Raw genomic sequence first — 19536 nt, 5'->3', positions numbered from 1 at the left:
AGGGTTTTTTGTTTACGATTGAAGCAACTATATCTGTTTACACAATATTGTGATGGAAATAGACATAAGTATTTGTTCGATACTGGAGCAATAAGCGCAGTTGTAGTGCAGATTGAAGTATTTGAAAATAAACTAATTTATATTTTTTCTTTAATATCAAATAGATATGATTATTTAAAACATGGCATGTATTTGGCAATAGTAATAATGATACATTCTCGTTCTACTTTCGTTAGGCATTCGCGCCTTCTACTTAACCGCAGAAGGCGCATTTTTTTATCTTTTTTCTGTACCCGCTATTTTGTCTCCAATCGCATCAAAACAATCTGGTTGTGAAGCGATCTATTTTTAAACAACATCCCCATATTTTTTAAACAACCGTTATAGAGTAGCCAGCTTCTAGGTAAATGATGGGATAATAATCATTCAACCCATTGAACTGTTTGTTTTTACTAGAGTTATATGAGCTGATTTCTACTTTATTTTGTGCAGCAAGCACTATTCTAGTGCGTTGAGGATGATAATAAAAACATTGAGTTAATTAATCTTTTTTAAAAACAATGAGTTATATTTTTTTTGAAGTTGGCATGTAACTGGCATTATTAAATATAGATACATTCTCGTTCTACTTTCGTTAGGCATTCGCGCCTTCTCCTGGCATTGAAGAAGGCGCATTTTTTTGCCTAAAATTAATGAAAATACAATGAGATAGTCAGATTTGAATTACCAATTAAACTAATGGGCTGAGATCCGCTGGACGGTAATTTATAGATTTGAGGACTTTTCCTTTTTTTATCGTTTTTGAGTCAGAGACAAAATCGGCCGCACATTTAGCGATAATGTAATTACCTTTCTCAACCGCCATTAGTTTAATCCCTTGCTCGGCATAAAATTTTTCAGTTTCTAAATATTCAGCCTGATCTTTACAGACTTTACTCATATTACTTGAGTGTACTTCGTCCCAACATGGAATAAAGTTGATAGAAAGATTGTCAGCGGCATTTAACAGAATATCAATAAAGTAACTGATGGCCAGATTATCCTCGACTTTCTTGTCGCCAAGGTGAACTAAACGTCCCATAAGCACATATATGCTATCAACAATCGCGTCAGCCTGTTCAATTTTACTATCCGCCTGAGCAAGTTCAGTTAACTCTTCAATAATAAGTGAAGAATGCAGTGCATCTGAAGTTTCGTTCATCGAAGTGATGTCGTCTACAGGGAGATCGAATGTGACACGAAACTCATTAATATCGCGATAAATATGATCGAATATTGGCTGAGTTAACTTGGTTAATTTCATTAGTATTGTCCGTAGTGAATAAGGTGATGAGATAATAACATAAAAGTTATGCTTACCGAGTTTGAAAACCGTTCGAGCACTAGAACTCGGTTATCGATTGTTGACCAATTAAAGTAAAGGGTTAACATGATCTTATTGTGAGTTATTTTTCGATGAAAAGGGCGTTTTATTATGGAGCGACTCGATAACTGTCGACAACATCTACACTCCCAAGTTGCTAGCGAAGAGTGCTACCCATTTGGCCCCGATACGCAAGTTTTTAAAATTAAGGGTAAGATGTTTGCTTTGATTGGATACCGAAATGGCAAATACTTTATCAACTTAAAAGCCAAACCAGATGATGTATTATTTCTTATTGAGCAATATGATGAGATTTATTCTGGCTATCATATGAATAAAAAACATTGGATTTCGGTTGATATTGCACAGGTAGAAAATAGGGCGATGTTACAAGGGTTAATTGACGATTCTTATGCATTGGTCAAATCGTCATTGCCAAAAAAAGTGCAAGCTGAATTCAATTGAAGCGAGCGGTGGACTTAGTTACCATTACCGTACATACGGTCGAAGTTTTTAGCATTCCAACCAACCATAACTTGATCACCAATTTTAAGTACTGGAATGGAACGTGCGCCCATAGCCTGTAGCTCTTTACGACCTCTCTGCATTTTTGCATTAGTTAGTCGGTACTTGATTCCTTTGGAATCGAGGTATTTTTGCGCATCTTTGCAATGAGGGCATTTATCGGCAACGTATAAAACAACTCTTTTCATGCTATTTCCTGTCAATTTTTTTGTCGGGCTATTTCTTGTTAAGGGCAGGGTTTTTATTTTAGCAGTGGCTTACCACTCGCTTACCCTGAGCTCTATATATTGTTGTTTGCATTTACTTACCTTAATTACACTGTTTATCTATGTTCATCAGGTTTTACTTGCTTATCGCTGCAATGCAAATCCAACGATTTTGCGTATAATAACGCTTTTATTACTTTAATTTCTATTATGCATTCGTCTCTACGTTATATCCACGGCTATCCGGAAAATCTTGTTCAGCAAATTGAGAGTCTGATTGTCTCCGATCAGTTTATCAATTGGTTTACCCAACGGTACCCTGATGACCATCAAATTAAGAGTGAAAAGGCGTTGTTTGACTATGCTATCCGGATCAAAAATCGCTACTTAAAAAAATCGTCACCGTTAAGTAAAGTGATCTACGATTCAAATATCCACCTCATTAATAATGCGCTAGGTTTACATACATTTGTTTCAAGAGCGCATGGTGGAAAGTACAAATCAAAAAATGAAATTCGTATCGCCAGTGTTTTTAAACATGCGCCTGAGCCTTTGTTAAGAATGTTGGTGGTACATGAATTAGCGCACCTTAAAGAAAAACAACACAATAAAGCCTTCTATTCGCTGTGTTGTCATATGGAACCCGACTATCACCAACTTGAGTTTGACGCGAGGTTATTTATGATAGTAAAAGAATTAGAAAACAGTTCGCGCTAACAGAACAATCAAACTTAACAAGTATGCACTCAAATAGAGAACAAAAAAGGGCGTGTCTTTGCCCTTTATTGACGGTGGTATCACCCTTGGTTGATCATGTGATGGTTTTTAATTGAAATGTAAGAGCTGTTAAGTTGAATCTCAGGCTAATTGTATGGTTGCGAATTTGTCTTAATTTCATGATCTTATAAGCTTTCATTTTATAAATTTTAGCGGAAAATCAGAAAAAATAGCATCCACTTTTGCTAGTAATGGAAATTGCTCTGCTTGATTAACGGTAAAACACCATACTTGATAACCTAGACGTTTCAGAGTCTCAATATCCTTAGCTGTAATATGCTTATAATTAAGATGGCAACTGAATGCGTTGGCCTCTTGTAATAGGCGTAAGTTTTTCTCCGTTAACTTGTCGCCAATCACACCTAAGCAATAGTCGGGACATTGCACCGATAACTGGCGAATAACCGCATCAGAAAAACTTGATAGAAGCAGTTTATGCTTATCTATATTCGCGAGTTCTAGCTGTTGCTGCATAGTATTGACCACTGAAACAGCGCAGTCTGTGTCGAGTTTTACTTCGATGTTTAGCGACAAGTCATAATATTTAGCCAGATCCAGTAACTCTGAAAAAGTCAGGATGGGTTCTCCTGCAAAGTCATCGTGATACCACGCGCCAAAATCAAACTGCTGTAATTCTGCTAGAGTGAAACTGTCGACTCTACCAGAACCATTGCTGCATCGGTCTATAGTATGGTCGTGAATGACCACTAATTGATCATCCTTAGTGGGTTGTATATCAATTTCTATCCATTTTAGTCCCGACTCGATCGCAGCCAATATACTGGCTTTGGTATTTTCAGGGTAATGTCCAGACAGTCCTCGATGACCAACAATGTTTGTTTGCATAATAATGTCCATTGGTTATTAATCGGGTAATGGGTCGTCACTTAAACAACGTACTCCAAGCAATTTCCTAGTTGGCAATCACTATATCGACCTTGTTGTCATAGCATAAAGTAGTAAGTTTTTGGTCTATTTGGTCAGTAAATATGCGGTCGATCTCACTCAGTTGGGCACTGACGATAGGCGCATAGCGAGTTAGTTTACTTTGATCAACCACTAACCAGCATTGGCTACTTTGGGTGATGATTGCCCGAGTCAGTGACGCCTCGTGTGGCGTGAAATCTAGCAATTGACCTTGTTGATCGGTATTTAAGCCACCTACGCCAACGATGCCTATTTTTATATTGAATTGACGATAAAAATCCGTAGCTGTTTCGCCTACCGTGTCCTCATCTGAGGGTCTGACAATACCGCCCGCTAAATAAACCTCAATATTAGGATTACGGCTTAAGGTGAGGGCAGCATTGATATTATTGGTCACGACGGTCAGTCCAGGGTGATCTAACAAAGCATGAGCGACTTGTTTAGGCGTCGTACCAATGCCTAAGAAAATACTGCATCCTTTAGGGATTTCCCGTGCCACACTTTGTGCGATACCTTGCTTCGCTGCAACGTTAACCAATTCACGTTTGCTAAATGACAGGTTGTCATTGTCACTAGGCAGTGAAATACCACCATGTACTCGGCGCACTAAACCTTTATCACTTAATTCGTTCATATCTTTGCGAATGGTTTGCACCGACACGTTAAATTTATCTGACAATAGAGAGCTAGACAACACACCGTTCGTCTGTTGTACATAACTCAATATCTGCTTTTGTCTTACTGATAAAGTGACTAGATTGACCATTAAACGTTATTTACCCAGCACGTTGTAAAGGGGAGTGGTTAGCAATGCGTTTGCCTTGGCTATCAAACAAATGTAAATTTTTAGCTGCAACACCAAGAGATAATGCTTGTTTTAGATCGAATGGATACTCAGGTGTCACTGCAATCACGGGTTGGCCTTGAAAATGACCATGTACTAACTGATTCGGGCCTAATGGCTCAATGACACTGATTTGTATAGAGAGGGCTAACCCTTCAGAAAATGCGCTAGTTTCTATGTGTTCAGGCCTTACTCCCAATGTTATATCTTGGTCTGTTAGATGAGCGTAATCAAATAATGTTAATTCTTGATTGCCAATAACAAGTTTACCTCTGCGTATTTTAGCGGTAAAAAAGTTCATAGCCGGACTGCCCATAAAGCTTGCGACAAATTTACTGGCAGGTTGGTGATAGACTTCTGAAGGCGTACCAATCTGCTCAATTTCACCTAGATTAAGTACCACGATTCGATCGGCTAACGTCATGGCTTCAACTTGATCGTGAGTGACGTAAACACTAGTTACCGCCAGTTCACGTTGTAATTTTTTAATCTGTAAACGCATATGAGCTCTAAGCGATGCGTCTAAATTTGATAAAGGCTCATCAAACAAAAACAGTTGCGGATCTCGCACTATCGCTCTACCCATCGCTACACGCTGTCTTTGCCCGCCAGACAATTTAGATGGCTTTCTATCCAAATAGGCATCAATTTTTAGAGTCTTAGCTACTTGTTTAATTTTCTGTTCAATCGTAGCTTTATCTACGCCACGGTTCTTTAACCCATAAGCAAGGTTATTATAAACGCTCATATGTGGATAAAGTGCATAGTTTTGGAATACCATAGCTATATCACGTTCAGCTGGTTTTATGGTATCAACACGTCGGCCATTTAAGTGAAGTTCGCCACCGGTAATCGCTTCTAGCCCCGCGATTGAACGTAGAATAGAAGATTTACCACACCCCGATGGTCCCACCAAGACGATAAATTCACCTTTTTCGATGCTAAGGTCAATTCCTTTGATGGCTTGATGACCGTTTTCATAGGTTTTTACTAATTTTTGTATGTTTAACATTGTGATTCCTTTGTTCTGTGTAGAACAAGTTAAATTGAGGTTATTTCTCGCTTTCTACCAAGCCTTTAACAAACCAGTGTTGGAAAACTATGACCACCAGTACAGGAGGAAGCATGGCGAGTATTACCATGGCAAAGGCATAGTTATATTGAGGTTTTGGTGTTTCGTTAATGTTGCTAAGAATCTGTTTTATTCCCATAACGATAGTGCTGTAGCTTTCATCAGTCGTCATCATGATTGGCCATAAATACTGATTCCAGCCAACAATAAACATAATGATAAAAATTGCAGCCATCATGGTTTTAGATAGTGGTAGTAAAATATCAATGAAGAAGCGTACCGGCCCTGCATTATCCAGTTGGGCGGCTTCAAGTAACTCATCAGGAATGGTTTTGAAAAATTGGCGAAAGAAAAAGGTAGCCGTTGCAGAAGCGATAAGTGGAATTATCAAGCCAGAAAAACTATTTAACATACCCAAGCTCGATACCACTTCGTAAGATGGGATAATGCGCACTTCAAGTGGTAAAAGTAAGGTGATGAAAATTAGCCAGAACCACGCGGATGCGCAAGGTAATCTAAAATAAACTAATGCATAGGCAGCAAACATTGAGATAACAATTTTGCCGGCAGCAAAGCCAAAACCCATAATAAATGAATTGATAATCATCGATTTAGCCGTGACACTGTTTGAAAAGCCCTGACTTTTTGTCCATGCTTGTTGGTATACATCGACCATTTTATCACCAGGCCAGAATTGTAGACCGTCCGTTAATATACTGGCTGATTCGTGGGTGGAACTGGCAAATATCAACCATATCGGCAACAGCATAATTAATGCGCCCAATAGTAAGATAAGGTGATCACTCCAGTGATTTGATTTCATGTGTTTTTCCTTTAATAACTCAGATATTAATTGGTGTCGGTGTTAATGAGTACAGATGAGAAGCGGTACAGACGTTAACTCGCACCAATTTAGTAGTGAACGCGTTTTTCAACGAATCTGAACTGCAAAAATGTCAAAAATAATACCAACAGCAGAAGAATGACTGATTGAGCAGAACTACCGCCTAGATCAGCGCCAACGAAGCCATCTGAGAATACTTTATAAACGAGAGATGTCGTTGAGCCTCCTGGCCCACCTGCTGTCATAGTGTCAATAACGCCGAACGTATCAAAAAAGGCGTAAGTCATATTAATTACCAGCAAGAAGAAGCCTGTAGGGGCTAAAAGAGGAAAAGTGATCGTCCAAAAGCGTCTAATATCACTTTCACAATCGAGTGTGGCGGCTTCTCTCACTGCGTAAGAGATAGACTGTAAACCGGCAAGAAAGTAGACAAAGTTCACCGAAATCTGCTTCCATACTGACACTATAATTAAGATAAAAGTGGCTTGAGTTGAATTGGTTTGATAACTGAAGTCGTATCCAATTCGTTGGAAAAAATCGACAAACAGACCAATGTTTGGATTGAAAATAAAGTAGCCCATAATCCCTGCAACGGCAGGTGCCACTGCATAAACCCACGTTAACGTTACGCGATAAATGCTTTGTCCATGAATGATTTTGTCGGCTTTAACTGCTAATAGCAGCGCTAAAGCTAACGAACAAAATGAGACAATAATCGAGAAAAACAAGGTAAAGCCTACCGACTTTAAATACTCAGTAGATGAAAAAATCATCTGGTAGTTTTCAAACCAAACAAATTCAGACGACATTCCCCAAGGGTCTTCGAGCATAAATGAAAGGTAGACCGCTTTGGCGGCAGGATAAACAAAGAAAATAGCGATAATGACTATTTGCGGCGCCAAAAGAAGATATGGCAAAGGAGAGTGTCGAAAATGTTGGCGACGTTCCACAAGAATACCTATTGATATTAAATTGAAAATATTAAAAAACCCCAACAGCAGCCGCTGTTGGGGCCGGGCTTAATTACTTAACTGTACGAGCAAAACGTTTAAGCAATTGTTGCGCTTCGACATTGATTTTCTCGAGGCTATCGTCTACTTCAGACTCACCAGAAAACATTTTGTCGGTTTCGCGATATATCACTTCACGAATCTGTGGGTAAAAGCCTAAACGATAACCTTTAGTCCATTCTCCACCCGACAAACTAAGCTGCTGTACACCAACTTCTGCATCAGGGCTTTGTTGGTAGTAACCCGATTGCTTAGTAAGTTCGTATGCAGCGTTAGTAACAGGTACATAGCCAGTTGTTTTATGCCAGTACATTTGTACTTCAGGGCTGGTCAAGTAATTGAAGAATGAGGCAACCGCTTTATCTTGGTCTTTTTCGTGGCCTGAGAGAGCAAACAACGCCGCTCCACCGATGAAGGTTACTCCCGGTTTGTCGTTTACCGACTTCCAATAAGGAAGGAAAGTTGTGCCTAGATTGAAATCAACACGTTCTTTTAATCCACCAAAAGAACCCGAAGAACCAATCCACATTGCTACGTCTTTTTGTTCAAATGGCGTTTGGTTCGCAGCCCAATCTTTACCGTAGTATTTGTAGTAACCTTTATCTGCCCACTCTTTCATTTTAGAGAAGTGCATCTTAAGGTTTTTGGTGTTGTACATTATTTTTGTTGCTGGGCCATCAAAACCGTTATTTTTATCGGCTAACTGTTGGTTATGGCGCGATTTAAAGTTTTCAAAAAAGATCCAAGGGGTGTGCGATTGAGAGAATGCCGCATGGCCTTTTTGTTTTAACTTTTCTGCGACTACTTCCATGTCTTCATAAGTTTTTGGAACGTCAACACCCGCTTCATTTAACATATCTTTGTTGTAATAAAGCACAGGAGTTGAGCTGTTAAATGGCATTCCTACCATTTTTCCTGCACTATCAGCGTAGAAATTTCTTACACCAGACAAGTAAGATGCAGAGTCAAACTGGTAACCAGATTCAATCATTACGTCTTGTACTGGCTTTGCGACACCTTTCGCATTCATTATGGTCGCTGCACCAGCATCAAATACTTGTAAGATGTTTGGCGCTTCATTGGCACGATAGGCGGCGATGCCTGCTGTTAACGTTTCGGTATAAGTACCTTTGTAAACCGGTACTAATTTATAATCCGATTGTGACGCATTAAAATCTGTTGCAATCTTATTGACAGTGTCTCCAAGTTGTCCACCCATTGCATGCCACCAAGTGATTTCAGTTGCTGCAAATGCGCTACCGGTTACCGTTGCCGAAAGTAGTCCAGCTAGCCATATTTTTTTCATTTTTATTTCCCTTGTTTATGAAAAATCGTCCGTAAAACCCAATATTATATGTTGTAGGTTTCGAGCGAACGTGTTGGTGTTTCGCTTGGGGTCTATAATCGAGTCAAAACATGACATTTATGTTTCGCTCGAATTTAACTTTAATGAATGATTTGTTTCTAAATAATGGCAGGAATGAATAATATAGCGTGATAGGTCGGTCCGATTTTTAAGCGAAGTGGGGTAGGTAGTATCTATAAAAACCTAAGCTGATATAATCCTTAGTCGATTTTTATAACTTTAATTTTAATTATATAGTTTCCGATTATGGCCAAACGCTCTGCAATAATTACTATGACTTCCTATGGAATTTATTCAACATGGGATTCTAAATCTAAACAATTACCTAAAATATTAGATTTCACCACTGAGGTTCCGGCTGAGGTAGATGTTGAATTTGGTTTTATACTCAATATCAAAAAAGCGAAAGGTAAAAAAATTCATTTCTGTATTTACCATCCAGGAATTAGTTCGGATGAGGGAGAGGTGATGGCGCCTTTTTCTGGTCTGGAACATATTAATAATAACGACTGGGATTTTTATTTAGGCGATACTATTTGGTTGCCGATTGAAAATAAACTGGGCTCTTGGCGGATGGTGGTGGAGCTAGAAGGCCAAGTAGTGGCAGAAAAAACCTTTAATTTGTATGCAAAAGATGAAGGACAATTTTGGAAGACTAGAGGTTTTTAAGCGATTAAATTTGGTTAGTTTTGACAACCGACCAATTTTATACTCAATAGCTTGCTTATAATACGAAAAAGCCCATACCGTAGTATGGGCTTTTCACAAAATTGGTGCTCGCTACTGGACTCGAACCAGTGACACCTTGCATGTCATGCAAGTACTCTAACCAACTGAGCTAAGCGAGCTTCTTGTTTGAACGAGATGAATATTAACGATTCACGCTGCGTAGTTCAAGTATATTTTTCATATACTTGAACTGTATGGTTGCAATATCACCACTATGACTAAATATGCATCAAATGGTTAACTATTTAGGTGTGTTAACATCAGATTTCTAGTTAAGAATGACGATATAAGTGTGATGAATAGTATGGCTTGTCGCACCTTGTTGTTCTATTCAAGTTTTTTGTGTGTTTTCTGTTTACTGTAATTCATCTATTTTAATTAAGAGTGATTCAGTTGATGCAAACAAAAAACTCCTTATCATTGATGGCGTGTTTCCTTTCTGCCCTTTGGTATCCGCTTCCTGCGGTAGCAGACGTAAAAATGTCATTATCTGTACTTGAACCTTTGGCTGAAACAGAATTTGAGCTTGGCCATTATTGGGTAAGTGAAAAATTAGATGGAATTCGAGCTTTGTGGACAGGAAAAGAGTTACTCACTCGCAAAGGAAACAAAATTCATGCTCCACAATGGTTTATTCAAAGCTTACCCAATATTCAATTAGAAGGTGAGTTGTGGGCTGGAAAGGGTAACTTTGATATGGTGCAAAATACCGTCCTGGATCATAACCCCAATGAACAGCAGTGGGCTAACATTCGCTATATGTTGTTTGATCTTCCTAATGGCGATGTAGATTTTAGGTCACGTTATGAAAAGCTGTTTGCTCTCGTTGAAAAATTGCAAATAAACCATGTAGGTCTGATTGCACAATCTCCGGTAACATCCCATAAGGCTTTAATGCAGAGACTAGAACGCACCAATAACACTGGTGGAGAGGGATTAATGTTACGTAATATTCACCAACAATCTAGTTCACTAGTTAAGCCGATTAAAATTAAAAAACATATGGACAGCGAAGCTACGATAATTGGTTATAAACAAGGTAATGGGAAGTACCAAGGTAAAGTTGGTGCATTGATTGTTAAATTAGACGATGGACGAATTTTATCTGTAGGGTCAGGGCTTACCGATTTATTGCGTTCTGAACCTCCTGCTTTAGGTGAGCGGATTACCTATCGTCACAATGGATTTACTAGTACAGGACTACCGAGATTTGTCCGTTTTGTTCGGGTTAGGCAAGCAGAGTAACCTTTGTCGGTTTGTAGGACGTCGACTTTATGCCTACGTCCTATTTATTACTGAGTTTGTGCGACTCGCTAGTGTGTCATTACCACGTGGTTTTACTTATTAAGCTGTTATATCAATGCCTCAATTAGCGTGATGCAAACTGTAATTGAGTTGAAGGAGCTTGCTTGTGCATCCAACGTAGACGTAAACTCAACATTATTGCTGCACTGGTTAAACCAACAATAACCCCCAGCCAGTAGCCATATACACCCATTTTATCCACGATTAGGTCTGTACTTGCTAAAATGTAGCCAGTAGGTAAGCCAAGTATCCAGTAAGCAACAAAGGTACATATAAATATGGCTTGCATGTCTTTATATCCACGTAAAATTCCTCCACCAATAACTTGTATTGAATCTGTGATTTGATATATCGCGGCGATAATTAGTAATTGAGTAGCGATAATAATAACCGAAGGATCAGAAGTATAAAGGGCTGATATTTGGTCTCTTAGTACGATCGTTAGAATACCGGTCACGACAGAACAGGCAATACCCAAGATTAAAGCAACGTGAGAGGTTACTTTTGCACCATCGGTATTTTCTTGTCCCAAGCGATGGCCAACTTGAATGCTTGCGGCAACACTAATACTTAACGGTATCATGAATACTAGTGATGAAAAGTTAATTGCAACTTGGTGCGCAGCAACCACCGTCGCACCAAGCGGAGCAACTAGAAGGGCAATAACGGCAAATAATGTTACTTCAAAAAATAGCGCTAAAGCGACAGGTAAACCCAATTTGAACAATCGAATTTGTGCGGACCAATCAGCCATATAAGCAGTTGCAAACAGCTTGACTTGTTTGAGTCTAGAGGAGACTAATATATAAACCAGCATAGAGAAAAACATAAGCCAATAGACAATCGCTGTTGCCACACCACAACCAACACCGCCTAATGCAGGCATGCCAAGTTTGCCGTAAACAAATGCCCAGTTTAGGGGAATATTAGCCGACAAACCTATAAACCCGATAATCATAGCCGGTTTTGTTACTGCCATCCCATCAGTAAACGATCTTAACGCTTGATAAAGTAAGAATGCAGGTATGGCCCACATCATAGCATGAATATAACCAATTGTTTTTTCCGCTAAAATTGGCTCCACTTCCATGGCTGTTAAAATTGATTCGGTTTGAAATAGCACCAACAGGGTTGGTGCAACCAAAAATAGCGCCATCCAAAACCCTTGAAAAATTTCCATAGGCACTTGCTGAGTTTTGTTGGCTCCGTTGAGTTGAGCAACGATTGGGACGAGAGCCATTAATAAACCCATACCAAATAAAATGGTTGGAAACCAAATACTAGAAGCGACGGCGACAGCGGCCATATCTGTCGCACTCACACCACCAGCCATTACGGTATCGACGAAACCCATACCTGTCTGGGCTATCGAAGCGAGTAGCACAGGCGTCGCTAATGAGACTAATTTTTTTGCTTCGTTTTTGTAACTGTGCAAGTGTTTTTCTCCAAATTACATTTATAACGTCAACTAACTGGCTGACATGATAAAGAAATGTCATCATTAGCACCATATATATCATCATTTACTCTTATTTAAGGATCTTAATGTTTACAGGAATCGTAGCCGGTACTGCTCAAGTGATAGAAATAAACAAAAAACAAGCATTTCAAACTCATGTTTTGCAGTTGACAGAAGAAATGTTGCTGGGGTTATCGATAGGTGCATCGGTTGCTCACAATGGCTGTTGCCTAACTGTTACAAAGATTAATGGACAGTTAATTTCATTTGATTTGATGCAAGCGACCTTACAAAACACTAACCTTGGGTTACTGCAACAAGGCGACCAAGTTAATATTGAACGAGCAGCTAAGTTTGGCGATGAAATTGGCGGGCATAATATGTCGGGTCACATAACACTAACCGCAAAAATTACAGATATAGAAACCACGACTAATAATAAAACGATTTGGTTTCAACTACCTGAAGATAAAATAAAATATGTTTTAGATAAAGGCTATATTGGTATTGATGGTTGTTCATTAACGATAGGTAAAGTAACAGGTAATCAGTTTTGTGTACATTTAATCCCAGAAACGCTAACACGAACATTATTTGGACAAAGAGTGATTGGTGATAGAGTGAATATTGAATTCGACCCGCAAACTCAGGCTATAGTGGATACGGTGGAGCGGGTATTGGCTCAACGAACCGACAACAACCTGTAAACTAACGCGGTTACTCAGTTAGTGAGTTTAGTATTTGCTCAGCTTGTGCAAGAAAATGTCCACCAAATAAATTGCAGTGGTTAAGGACATGGTAGAGGTTATAAATTGGCTTCCTTTCAGCATAGTCAGTGTCGATAGGAAGTATATTATTATAACCTCGATAAAATTCGGGTTGGAAGTGAGCAAATAATTCCGTCATGGCAAGATCGCACTCTCGGTCTCCCCAATAGCACGCTGGATCGTAGCACAGTGGGCCAAAAGGTGAGTTTGCAACATTGCCAAGTGCTAAGTTGCCATGCAGTAATGCCGGTTTAGGGTTATGCTTGGACAGTTTTTGGTTAACTAAAGCGACTATATCGTCAATATCTCCAAAACTGATGCCTTTTTCTGCTAGCAATTGTAGCTGCCAACCAATTCTCTGTTCAGAGAAAAATCGGCACCATTTCTTATTCCATGCGTTTGGTTGAACGATAGCACCAATATAATTGTCGTCATCGAACCCATACTCTTTTTGTTCTCCCCATTGATGCAACTTGGCTAATTGAACGCCAAGTTGGTAGCTCGATTTTTCATCGGTCAAAGGTTTCGTTGGCAGGTAATTCAAAATAATGAATGCTTTGTTTTTACTATGGCCAACATGCACAAGTTCGGGGATATAGATAGTATTTGTTGCTCTTAATGCGCAGAGATTATCTTGTTCGCTCTCATAGATAGTCAAAAAATCGCGCGAGTTACATTTGATAAAGTAGCGTTGGTCTCCATCACTGATCATATAGCAGTCATTAATATCGCCACCATTCACTTTCTCTTTTTCTATGATTTTAAAATCAAACAGTAGGGTATCTGAAAGTTGTTTAGCTATTGCCTGCCACATATAAATCTCCTCATGCTGAGTATAGATTACAACGGTTTAGAATAGTGTAACGTAAATAGCAGAAATCACCTTGTTTTTAAGAGGGTTACTTGTTGATCAAGTGCAAACTATTGAAATTTGGTCGTGTGTTGATTACTTAATTTTGTCGAGTTACGTGCTCAAACATCGAGATAAATTTTGCTTTCTAGCGAATCAATTAGTATTGTTTACACAAGCCATTTTGCGATGTTGTGAACCGATAAATTGGAGTAAGTAAGTGGTTATAGATACCGATGGATATTTAGCACTAATTGAACACTTAACGTTTAATTTAGACCTATTTTCTTCACGTGGTCACGACGTAGGAGATCAAACCGTTGAAGATGTGGTCACCGATATGATGGCATCAAATATTATGGCAATATTTGACCAAAATCCTGAATTACATTCTAGTGTGCGTTTTAAATTACTTAAAGAAGCCGATTTTGTTTTAGCTGATTTAGGAGAAGCACTTGAAGGAGCATGGAAAAAAAAAGCGACCAATCAACAAATTGTTTTTTTGGATGAGTATGTCGCGTTATTAAAAAACCTATTCGATAGTGCTATTGGTCAATACGACTAATCGATGGTTCTTATTTGCCAAAACACTGATGCCCAATACGGGTTATCTAGCCTAGAAATAATAACACCTTTGGAAGTGGACGCATGCATGAAGGCATTATCGCCCAAATAAATCCCTACATGTCGTTGTTTTCTTCCGGTTTTAAAAAACACTAAATCACCACTTTGAGCTTGAGAATAAGCAACTTCCTTGCCCAATAAACTTTGTTGATAAGTTGTTCTCGGCAGTGATTTATTATGAGATTCCAACATTACCGCTTGAACGAATGCCGAACAATCCACCCCATCTGTACTTGCGCCGCCATATTTGTATGGAGTACCTTGCCAAGTCTTAAAAGGGTCCACGAATACGATGTTATCGGATTGATGAAGTATGGAATGAGCTGATTTTGAATCGTTCTGTTTAGGCGAAGTATTAATCGCTTTGTTACTGGTGCAAGCTGATAATAATAACATTGCCGATATTAAAGTGCTGATTTTTAATGTTTTTTTCATTTTTTTCGCCAAGTCAGCTAGAGTTTATGGGTGGAAATGTTAGTAATGTAATTGTCATAATGAGCATATAGTATGCCTAGCAAATTATAATTGAGCTCATTGGATAACTCATGGTTAAGTTTGTTAAAAAACTCGGTTCGGTTTCCCTTATTCAAACAATGGTTACTATCTTTATTTCATTTTTTATATTAGTCATGGTCCAGTCGTACAGCAACAAATTAGCTATGGACGATATAGGTAAAGAATTTAACAAGTTATCCAAACAAGCTTAGCCTCTATCCACCAATAATGCCCAAATTTTTCAGAATGTGCTAGAACAAATTAAAAACACTGAATGCTAGGTTGAATACTCATTCACTTGATGAATTACATAACACCACCATTGGCGACGGAAACAAATGTTGAAACCGAGAATATTAGAAAAATGATGTCTGAATTGGTTCAATCTGTAGAAGTGTCTCAAAAGTCAGTGTTACATAGGCGAGCAGAGATGAATCATGCTAGCGAATCGAATAAAAAAGTTACTCAAGTTTTTATCGATCAATAATAAGCTTGAACGAGTGTCTATAGCCACCGATGAACAAGAGCTTGCTACTAAAAATGTTAATTTGAACTTAAGTGAAATAAATGAACAAGGTAATCAAATAGCCAGAAGACAAATAAGTTTTTTGTATTAGGAATGTTGGCGTTGTCACCGGGGAATAAAGAGTAAAGAAAAGCGCACTTTGCTTTTAAAAATTAGTCATTTAAAAAGCAAAGTGCGCGTAATGTTCATTTGTAGGATGCGAATGAATTTGGATTAATCTTTTTTCCTTGAAAAAATAGTCCATTCTTTAAGAATTTCGCTGGTATAACCGACCACCGTCGCGACTACACGTCGATTTAATGAATGTGCTAACTCTGTGTCACTTTCATCAATTAATACTGTGTCGCCAAAGCCCACTATCTTTACTTTATCGGCACTCACTCCGGCACTGACCAAACTTGCCATAACATTATTTGCACGACGTTCGGATAGGTCTAGATTATAACTTGAGTTACCCACTTTACTCGCATAGCCTTGCAGCTCAATAGATGTTGTTGAGTAACGGCTAAGAAAATCGGCCAACCGTTGGATTTCCGACATATAAGCAGGGCTTACGCTATCTGAATCATTTTCAAACAGTATTTTAAGGTCAAACTCACTAGCGGCATGCACGGTTTCACCGCATCCGTAGTTATTGATTTCTGATCCAGTAGCTGTTTCTGGGCATTTATCTCTAGCATTAATGACGCCGTCACTGTCATCGTCTCTTAAATCAGCAATTTGATCTGCATTGGGAGTGGGAATATATTGGTATTCGTCATCTGCTTGTACGGTAAAGGCTAAACTAGCGGCTAGCAGAGATAGCAAAGTTGTTGAGTATTTCATTTGAACTCTCCTTAATAGTCCGCTTGTTGGTTCCACTCATCAGGAGTGTCTACCAATAATGAATCTAATAAAATTCCACATGCATTAAGCACACGGTATTTTGAATACTGCTCTTCATAATGAGCAGTCAAATACTCTTTACGTGCTTCAAAGAGTTCGTTTTCTGTATTTAATACATCCAACAAAGTACGTTGACCTATTCGGTACTGTTTTTCGTAAGCGATAGCAGTATCTGAAGCCGAATCAACGTGGTCCGCGAGAAATTCTTTTTGCTGTAATGTTAAATCCAATGCACTCCAAGCCAATCGCAAGCTCTCTGATAGCTGTCGATAAGAGCTATCACGCAAATCTTTGGCTTTATTAAGTTGATAGGCCATATTGTCTTGTTGAGCCGAATCTGAGCCACCATTATAAAGGTTATATCGCATTCTCAACATAGCAGACAGTTCGTCTCGTTGTCCTTCATCACCATCTGCATCGTCATACCATGATTGGGATGCCTCAATAGTAAAAGTAGGGTAGTTGGTCCCTTTAGACTGATCGTATTGATATCTTGCCGCTTCAACATCCGCCGCGGCAATTTTAATCACCGGGTGGTTTTTCTCTGCAATTTCTTTCGCTTGAGCCAAAGACAGTGGTAGGGCATCTTGATCTGCTCGTGGAAAGACCAAGTCTTGAGGTGATTCACCTACAATGCGAGTAAATTGGGTTTGAGTGTCGAAAATGTTATTTTGCGCAGCGAGTAAATTACTGTGTGCATTTGCTAAACGTGCTTCAACTTGTGATAAATCGGCTGTTGAACCAATTCCAGAATCTACTCGACGCTTTATATCGTTATAAATACTTTTGTGAATTTCTAGATTCGCTTCTGAAAGACTTAATACTTCCTTTGCTTTAACCACTTCTAGATAAACATTGACCACTTCTAATGCCTTGTCTTGGGCGTCAGAATTTAGTTGATAACGCATAGATTCAGCTTCTGCTGCAGTCCGATCCATGTCATTAAGTGTCGTGGAACCGTCCCATAACAATTGAGTGATGCTAATCGTTGCATCTTTGCGAGTTAACTCAGTAGTATCACCCGCTGTTGGATTTATCTTCTCATAACCAATGCCAGCGTCTAGATCGACCGTTGGTAGATAGTTACCACCAGAAGAACGACGCGTTTCAACATAGCTCTTATACTCGTTAAATGCGCTCTTTATTTCAGGGTTGGAAGTAAGAGTTGTCGCTATCGCTTGTTCTAATGATTGGCTATGAACGGGTAAACTTAACGCTATGCAGGATGACAGAGTTGCCAAACGAAGTCTTTTCAAAATCTACGTCTCCTAAATTTGAATACGTGCATTTTAAACATACAAAAATTTGCTATATTCGACAATGTTAACATAATTTATCAATTCTTAGTAACATTTTGAATTAATGTAAATTTAAGCAAAAAGTAGCCATGTTGTATGTTCAGTTATTACACTTACCTTTATTGTGCTTTAGGTCAGTAAAATTTTCCATTTTAATCAGGATATTGACTAACTGCAGCATGATGGTTCGGTTATAAAATGGTTACCGATTACAGCACTTTTTATCGGTAACAACAGTTTTTACTTGTTACAAAACTTTACAAGCAAATCCTTTCAGGTAAAACCCTTCTGGATAGGCAGTATCAACTAAGTGATCGGCTGCTTGTTCAAACCGCTCTATAAATTTTACCTGTCTGCCTGAGTCGATCGCTGCATCAGCAATTATTTTTTGGAACAGTTCAGTGGTCATTAAGCCTGAACATGAGTAAGTGAGTAGCACACCACCTGGTTTGAGTATCTGCATTGCTAACATATTAATGTCTTTATAGCCTTTGGCACCCGAAGTAATATTTTTTCGACTGCTGATAAATTTGGGCGGGTCCATAATTACAACATCAAATTTAGTTCCTTGGTCACGATATTCTCGCAGTAATTTGAATACATCCGCGTTCAGAAAAACAGCGCGCTTTTTACTTATGTCGAAATTATTCAACAAAGCATTCTGTTTTGCGGTATCAAGAGCAGGTTGAGAAACGTCAGCGTTAATTACGCGTTTCGCACCGCCTTTTAGTGCGTATAAGCCAAATCCACCAGTGTAAGAAAAGCAATTGAGTACGTCTTTATCATTAACGTATTTCATTGAACGTTGGCGGCTATCACGTTGATCCAAATAAAAGCCAGTTTTATGTCCATTAACGATATCAACATTGATTTTTACACCATTTTCTTCAATTTCAACCACTGCGGGTGGTGTTTCGCCATGCAAGACTCCAGTAACTTGAGATAAGCCTTCTTTATCACGCACGGCGACATCTGAACGTTCGTAAATATGACAATCAGGGAAACATGATACTAAAGCATCGACTAGCTGTGATTTATTAAATTCGGCTCCAGCACTGAGTAGTTGGCAAACGAGGTAGTTTTGGTATTTGTCGATAGTGATGCCTGGTAAACCATCTGACTCTGCGGCGATAAGTCGGAATCCTGTTAGCCCCTCGCGAGCGATAACATCTTGTCTAATCAATAATGCTTGTTGTATGCGTCCAACAAAAAATTGCGTATCTATTTGCTGTTTTTCAAAGCTCCACACTCGAGCACGGATCTGAGATACAGGTGAGTAGGCTGCTTTGGCTAACCATTCTCCGTTGTGTGCGTGTACATTGACGGTTTCTCCCGGTTGTGGATCGCCCTCTACTCTCATTACTCCACGGGAAAAGACCCAGGGATGTTTACGTCGTAGTGATTTGTCTCGGCCTTTTTCAAGGTAGATTGCTGCAGTCATGGTTTTGCCTAGTAATGGTGAGGGTGCGATATTGTGGGGAATTGTATGCTTAAAATCAACCACGAAATAAAGGCGTATCTATAAATCTATTCTGGCGGTATGAGCATCGTTAACTTAGTTTGATCACATAATTAATATTTATTGATATCAAAATCTATAGTCAACTAGATAATATATATGGTTGGTTTAACGATATTGTTGGGTTATCGGTGCTACTCGTTTA

Annotated in this window: 22 protein-coding genes and 1 tRNA gene; 8 read left to right on the top strand and 15 right to left on the bottom strand. The window is 38.9% G+C overall.

The features are described from left to right. Positions 1–730: 730 nt before the first annotated feature. A complete protein-coding gene (locus tag R3X26_RS08350; RefSeq protein ID WP_317716819.1) occupies positions 731–1303 on the bottom strand; it encodes a nucleoside triphosphate pyrophosphohydrolase family protein in 573 nt (190 codons plus the stop codon). Between the two features lie 171 nt (positions 1304–1474). Here R3X26_RS08350 and R3X26_RS08345 point away from each other — a divergent pair, with 171 nt between their 5' ends. After that, entirely contained in the window at positions 1475–1828 is a 354-nt protein-coding gene (locus R3X26_RS08345; protein ID WP_317716817.1) for an MmcQ/YjbR family DNA-binding protein, read from the top strand. Positions 1829–1842: 14 nt separating this feature from the next. Here the strand turns inward: R3X26_RS08345 and R3X26_RS08340 are convergent, their stop codons facing one another. Then, positions 1843–2076 carry a glutaredoxin family protein gene (locus R3X26_RS08340; protein WP_317716816.1) on the bottom strand — a complete coding sequence of 78 codons (234 nt, stop codon included), beginning with the start codon at positions 2074–2076 and terminating at the stop codon, positions 1843–1845. A gap of 228 nt (positions 2077–2304) precedes the next feature. On the opposite strand from R3X26_RS08340, the gene R3X26_RS08335 reads away from it, so the two are divergent. Further along, the gene (locus tag R3X26_RS08335; protein WP_317716814.1) at positions 2305–2811 is read left to right on the top strand and encodes a M48 family metallopeptidase; all 507 of its coding nucleotides are present in this window, start codon (positions 2305–2307) and stop codon (positions 2809–2811) included. 195 nt (positions 2812–3006) lie between these two features. Here R3X26_RS08335 and R3X26_RS08330 read toward each other — a convergent pair whose 3' ends face one another. From R3X26_RS08330 to R3X26_RS08305, 6 genes are all read right to left on the bottom strand, one after another. Beyond that, positions 3007–3717: a glycerophosphodiester phosphodiesterase family protein gene (locus R3X26_RS08330; protein WP_317716812.1), complete on the bottom strand. Its 711-nt coding sequence runs from the start codon at positions 3715–3717 to the stop codon at positions 3007–3009. Between the two features lie 67 nt (positions 3718–3784). After that, complete coding sequence (locus tag R3X26_RS08325) at positions 3785–4564, bottom strand: DeoR/GlpR family DNA-binding transcription regulator (protein ID WP_317716811.1); 780 nt, start codon at positions 4562–4564, stop codon at positions 3785–3787. Between the two features lie 10 nt (positions 4565–4574). Beyond that, a complete protein-coding gene (gene ugpC / locus R3X26_RS08320) occupies positions 4575–5654 on the bottom strand; it encodes a sn-glycerol-3-phosphate ABC transporter ATP-binding protein UgpC (protein WP_317716809.1) in 1080 nt (359 codons plus the stop codon). 40 nt (positions 5655–5694) lie between these two features. Further along, positions 5695–6537: a sn-glycerol-3-phosphate ABC transporter permease UgpE gene (gene ugpE, locus R3X26_RS08315; protein ID WP_317716807.1), complete on the bottom strand. Its 843-nt coding sequence runs from the start codon at positions 6535–6537 to the stop codon at positions 5695–5697. 89 nt (positions 6538–6626) lie between these two features. Further along, entirely contained in the window at positions 6627–7508 is an 882-nt protein-coding gene (locus R3X26_RS08310) for an ABC transporter permease subunit (RefSeq protein ID WP_317716806.1), read from the bottom strand. Between the two features lie 73 nt (positions 7509–7581). After that, on the bottom strand, positions 7582–8874 hold the full coding sequence (locus R3X26_RS08305; protein ID WP_317716805.1) for an extracellular solute-binding protein: 1293 nt from the start codon (positions 8872–8874) through the stop codon (positions 7582–7584). A gap of 306 nt (positions 8875–9180) precedes the next feature. Here R3X26_RS08305 and R3X26_RS08300 point away from each other — a divergent pair, with 306 nt between their 5' ends. Continuing rightward, positions 9181–9603, top strand: coding sequence for a DUF3859 domain-containing protein (locus R3X26_RS08300; RefSeq protein WP_317716804.1), 423 nt, complete (start codon positions 9181–9183; stop codon positions 9601–9603). A 102-nt stretch (positions 9604–9705) separates the two neighbouring features. Here R3X26_RS08300 and R3X26_RS08295 read toward each other — a convergent pair. After that, a tRNA-Val gene (locus R3X26_RS08295) sits at positions 9706–9782 on the bottom strand. A gap of 277 nt (positions 9783–10059) precedes the next feature. Here R3X26_RS08295 and R3X26_RS08290 point away from each other — a divergent pair. Next, on the top strand, positions 10060–10908 hold the full coding sequence (locus tag R3X26_RS08290; protein WP_317716802.1) for a DNA ligase: 849 nt from the start codon (positions 10060–10062) through the stop codon (positions 10906–10908). Positions 10909–11032: 124 nt separating this feature from the next. Here R3X26_RS08290 and R3X26_RS08285 read toward each other — a convergent pair whose 3' ends face one another. Next, positions 11033–12403: an MATE family efflux transporter gene (locus tag R3X26_RS08285; protein ID WP_317716801.1), complete on the bottom strand. Its 1371-nt coding sequence runs from the start codon at positions 12401–12403 to the stop codon at positions 11033–11035. A gap of 110 nt (positions 12404–12513) precedes the next feature. On the opposite strand from R3X26_RS08285, the gene R3X26_RS08280 reads away from it, so the two are divergent. After that, positions 12514–13134 carry a riboflavin synthase subunit alpha gene (locus R3X26_RS08280; RefSeq protein WP_317716800.1) on the top strand — a complete coding sequence of 207 codons (621 nt, stop codon included), beginning with the start codon at positions 12514–12516 and terminating at the stop codon, positions 13132–13134. Positions 13135–13144: 10 nt separating this feature from the next. On the opposite strand, the gene R3X26_RS08275 is transcribed toward R3X26_RS08280, so the two are convergent. After that, a complete protein-coding gene (locus tag R3X26_RS08275; RefSeq protein ID WP_317716798.1) occupies positions 13145–14008 on the bottom strand; it encodes a fructosamine kinase family protein in 864 nt (287 codons plus the stop codon). Between the two features lie 256 nt (positions 14009–14264). Here R3X26_RS08275 and R3X26_RS08270 point away from each other — a divergent pair, with 256 nt between their 5' ends. Further along, on the top strand, positions 14265–14609 hold the full coding sequence (locus tag R3X26_RS08270; protein ID WP_317716797.1) for a DUF3802 family protein: 345 nt from the start codon (positions 14265–14267) through the stop codon (positions 14607–14609). Here R3X26_RS08270 and R3X26_RS08265 read toward each other — a convergent pair. Further along, entirely contained in the window at positions 14606–15103 is a 498-nt protein-coding gene (locus R3X26_RS08265) for a C40 family peptidase (RefSeq protein ID WP_317716796.1), read from the bottom strand. The two genes, R3X26_RS08270 and R3X26_RS08265, sit on opposite strands and share 4 nt — an antisense overlap. Before the next feature lie 110 nt (positions 15104–15213). Here R3X26_RS08265 and R3X26_RS08260 point away from each other — a divergent pair, with 110 nt between their 5' ends. Both R3X26_RS08260 and R3X26_RS08255 read left to right on the top strand, forming a co-directional pair. Next, positions 15214–15375, top strand: coding sequence for a hypothetical protein (locus R3X26_RS08260; protein WP_317716794.1), 162 nt, complete (start codon positions 15214–15216; stop codon positions 15373–15375). An 89-nt stretch (positions 15376–15464) separates the two neighbouring features. Then, positions 15465–15650 carry a hypothetical protein gene (locus tag R3X26_RS08255; protein ID WP_317716792.1) on the top strand — a complete coding sequence of 62 codons (186 nt, stop codon included), beginning with the start codon at positions 15465–15467 and terminating at the stop codon, positions 15648–15650. Between the two features lie 252 nt (positions 15651–15902). Here the strand turns inward: R3X26_RS08255 and R3X26_RS08250 are convergent, their stop codons facing one another. The 3 genes from R3X26_RS08250 to R3X26_RS08240 form a co-directional block, all read right to left on the bottom strand. Further along, positions 15903–16514: an OmpA family protein gene (locus R3X26_RS08250; RefSeq protein WP_317716790.1), complete on the bottom strand. Its 612-nt coding sequence runs from the start codon at positions 16512–16514 to the stop codon at positions 15903–15905. 11 nt (positions 16515–16525) lie between these two features. Then, positions 16526–17830, bottom strand: coding sequence for a TolC family outer membrane protein (locus tag R3X26_RS08245; RefSeq protein WP_317716789.1), 1305 nt, complete (start codon positions 17828–17830; stop codon positions 16526–16528). A gap of 289 nt (positions 17831–18119) precedes the next feature. Further along, positions 18120–19313: a class I SAM-dependent methyltransferase gene (locus R3X26_RS08240; protein ID WP_317716788.1), complete on the bottom strand. Its 1194-nt coding sequence runs from the start codon at positions 19311–19313 to the stop codon at positions 18120–18122. Positions 19314–19536: the final 223 nt, after the last annotated feature.

Origin of the sequence: Vibrio sp. TH_r3, assembly GCF_033101115.1 — a bacterium.
GTDB lineage: Bacteria > Pseudomonadota > Gammaproteobacteria > Enterobacterales > Vibrionaceae > Vibrio.
The sequence above is the reverse complement of the archived record's forward strand: the minus strand, read 5'-3'. Positions and strand labels throughout refer to the sequence as shown.

Excerpts from the sequence above, each read along its gene's own strand:
- R3X26_RS08350 (WP_317716819.1), bottom strand. The coding sequence starts at position 1,303 with ATGAAATTAACCAAGTTAACTCAGCCAATATTCGATCATATTTATCGC.
- R3X26_RS08345 (WP_317716817.1), top strand. The coding sequence starts at position 1,475 with ATGGAGCGACTCGATAACTGTCGACAACATCTACACTCCCAAGTTGCT.
- R3X26_RS08340 (WP_317716816.1), bottom strand. The coding sequence starts at position 2,076 with ATGAAAAGAGTTGTTTTATACGTTGCCGATAAATGCCCTCATTGCAAA.
- R3X26_RS08335 (WP_317716814.1), top strand. The coding sequence starts at position 2,305 with ATGCATTCGTCTCTACGTTATATCCACGGCTATCCGGAAAATCTTGTT.
- R3X26_RS08330 (WP_317716812.1), bottom strand. The coding sequence starts at position 3,717 with ATGCAAACAAACATTGTTGGTCATCGAGGACTGTCTGGACATTACCCT.
- R3X26_RS08325 (WP_317716811.1), bottom strand. The coding sequence starts at position 4,564 with ATGGTCAATCTAGTCACTTTATCAGTAAGACAAAAGCAGATATTGAGT.
- ugpC (WP_317716809.1), bottom strand. The coding sequence starts at position 5,654 with ATGTTAAACATACAAAAATTAGTAAAAACCTATGAAAACGGTCATCAA.
- ugpE (WP_317716807.1), bottom strand. The coding sequence starts at position 6,537 with ATGAAATCAAATCACTGGAGTGATCACCTTATCTTACTATTGGGCGCA.
- R3X26_RS08305 (WP_317716805.1), bottom strand. The coding sequence starts at position 8,874 with ATGAAAAAAATATGGCTAGCTGGACTACTTTCGGCAACGGTAACCGGT.
- R3X26_RS08300 (WP_317716804.1), top strand. The coding sequence starts at position 9,181 with ATGGCCAAACGCTCTGCAATAATTACTATGACTTCCTATGGAATTTAT.
- R3X26_RS08290 (WP_317716802.1), top strand. The coding sequence starts at position 10,060 with ATGCAAACAAAAAACTCCTTATCATTGATGGCGTGTTTCCTTTCTGCC.
- R3X26_RS08280 (WP_317716800.1), top strand. The coding sequence starts at position 12,514 with ATGTTTACAGGAATCGTAGCCGGTACTGCTCAAGTGATAGAAATAAAC.
- R3X26_RS08275 (WP_317716798.1), bottom strand. The coding sequence starts at position 14,008 with ATGTGGCAGGCAATAGCTAAACAACTTTCAGATACCCTACTGTTTGAT.
- R3X26_RS08265 (WP_317716796.1), bottom strand. The coding sequence starts at position 15,103 with ATGAAAAAAACATTAAAAATCAGCACTTTAATATCGGCAATGTTATTA.
- R3X26_RS08260 (WP_317716794.1), top strand. The coding sequence starts at position 15,214 with ATGGTTAAGTTTGTTAAAAAACTCGGTTCGGTTTCCCTTATTCAAACA.
- R3X26_RS08255 (WP_317716792.1), top strand. The coding sequence starts at position 15,465 with ATGAATTACATAACACCACCATTGGCGACGGAAACAAATGTTGAAACC.
- R3X26_RS08250 (WP_317716790.1), bottom strand. The coding sequence starts at position 16,514 with ATGAAATACTCAACAACTTTGCTATCTCTGCTAGCCGCTAGTTTAGCC.
- R3X26_RS08240 (WP_317716788.1), bottom strand. The coding sequence starts at position 19,313 with ATGACTGCAGCAATCTACCTTGAAAAAGGCCGAGACAAATCACTACGA.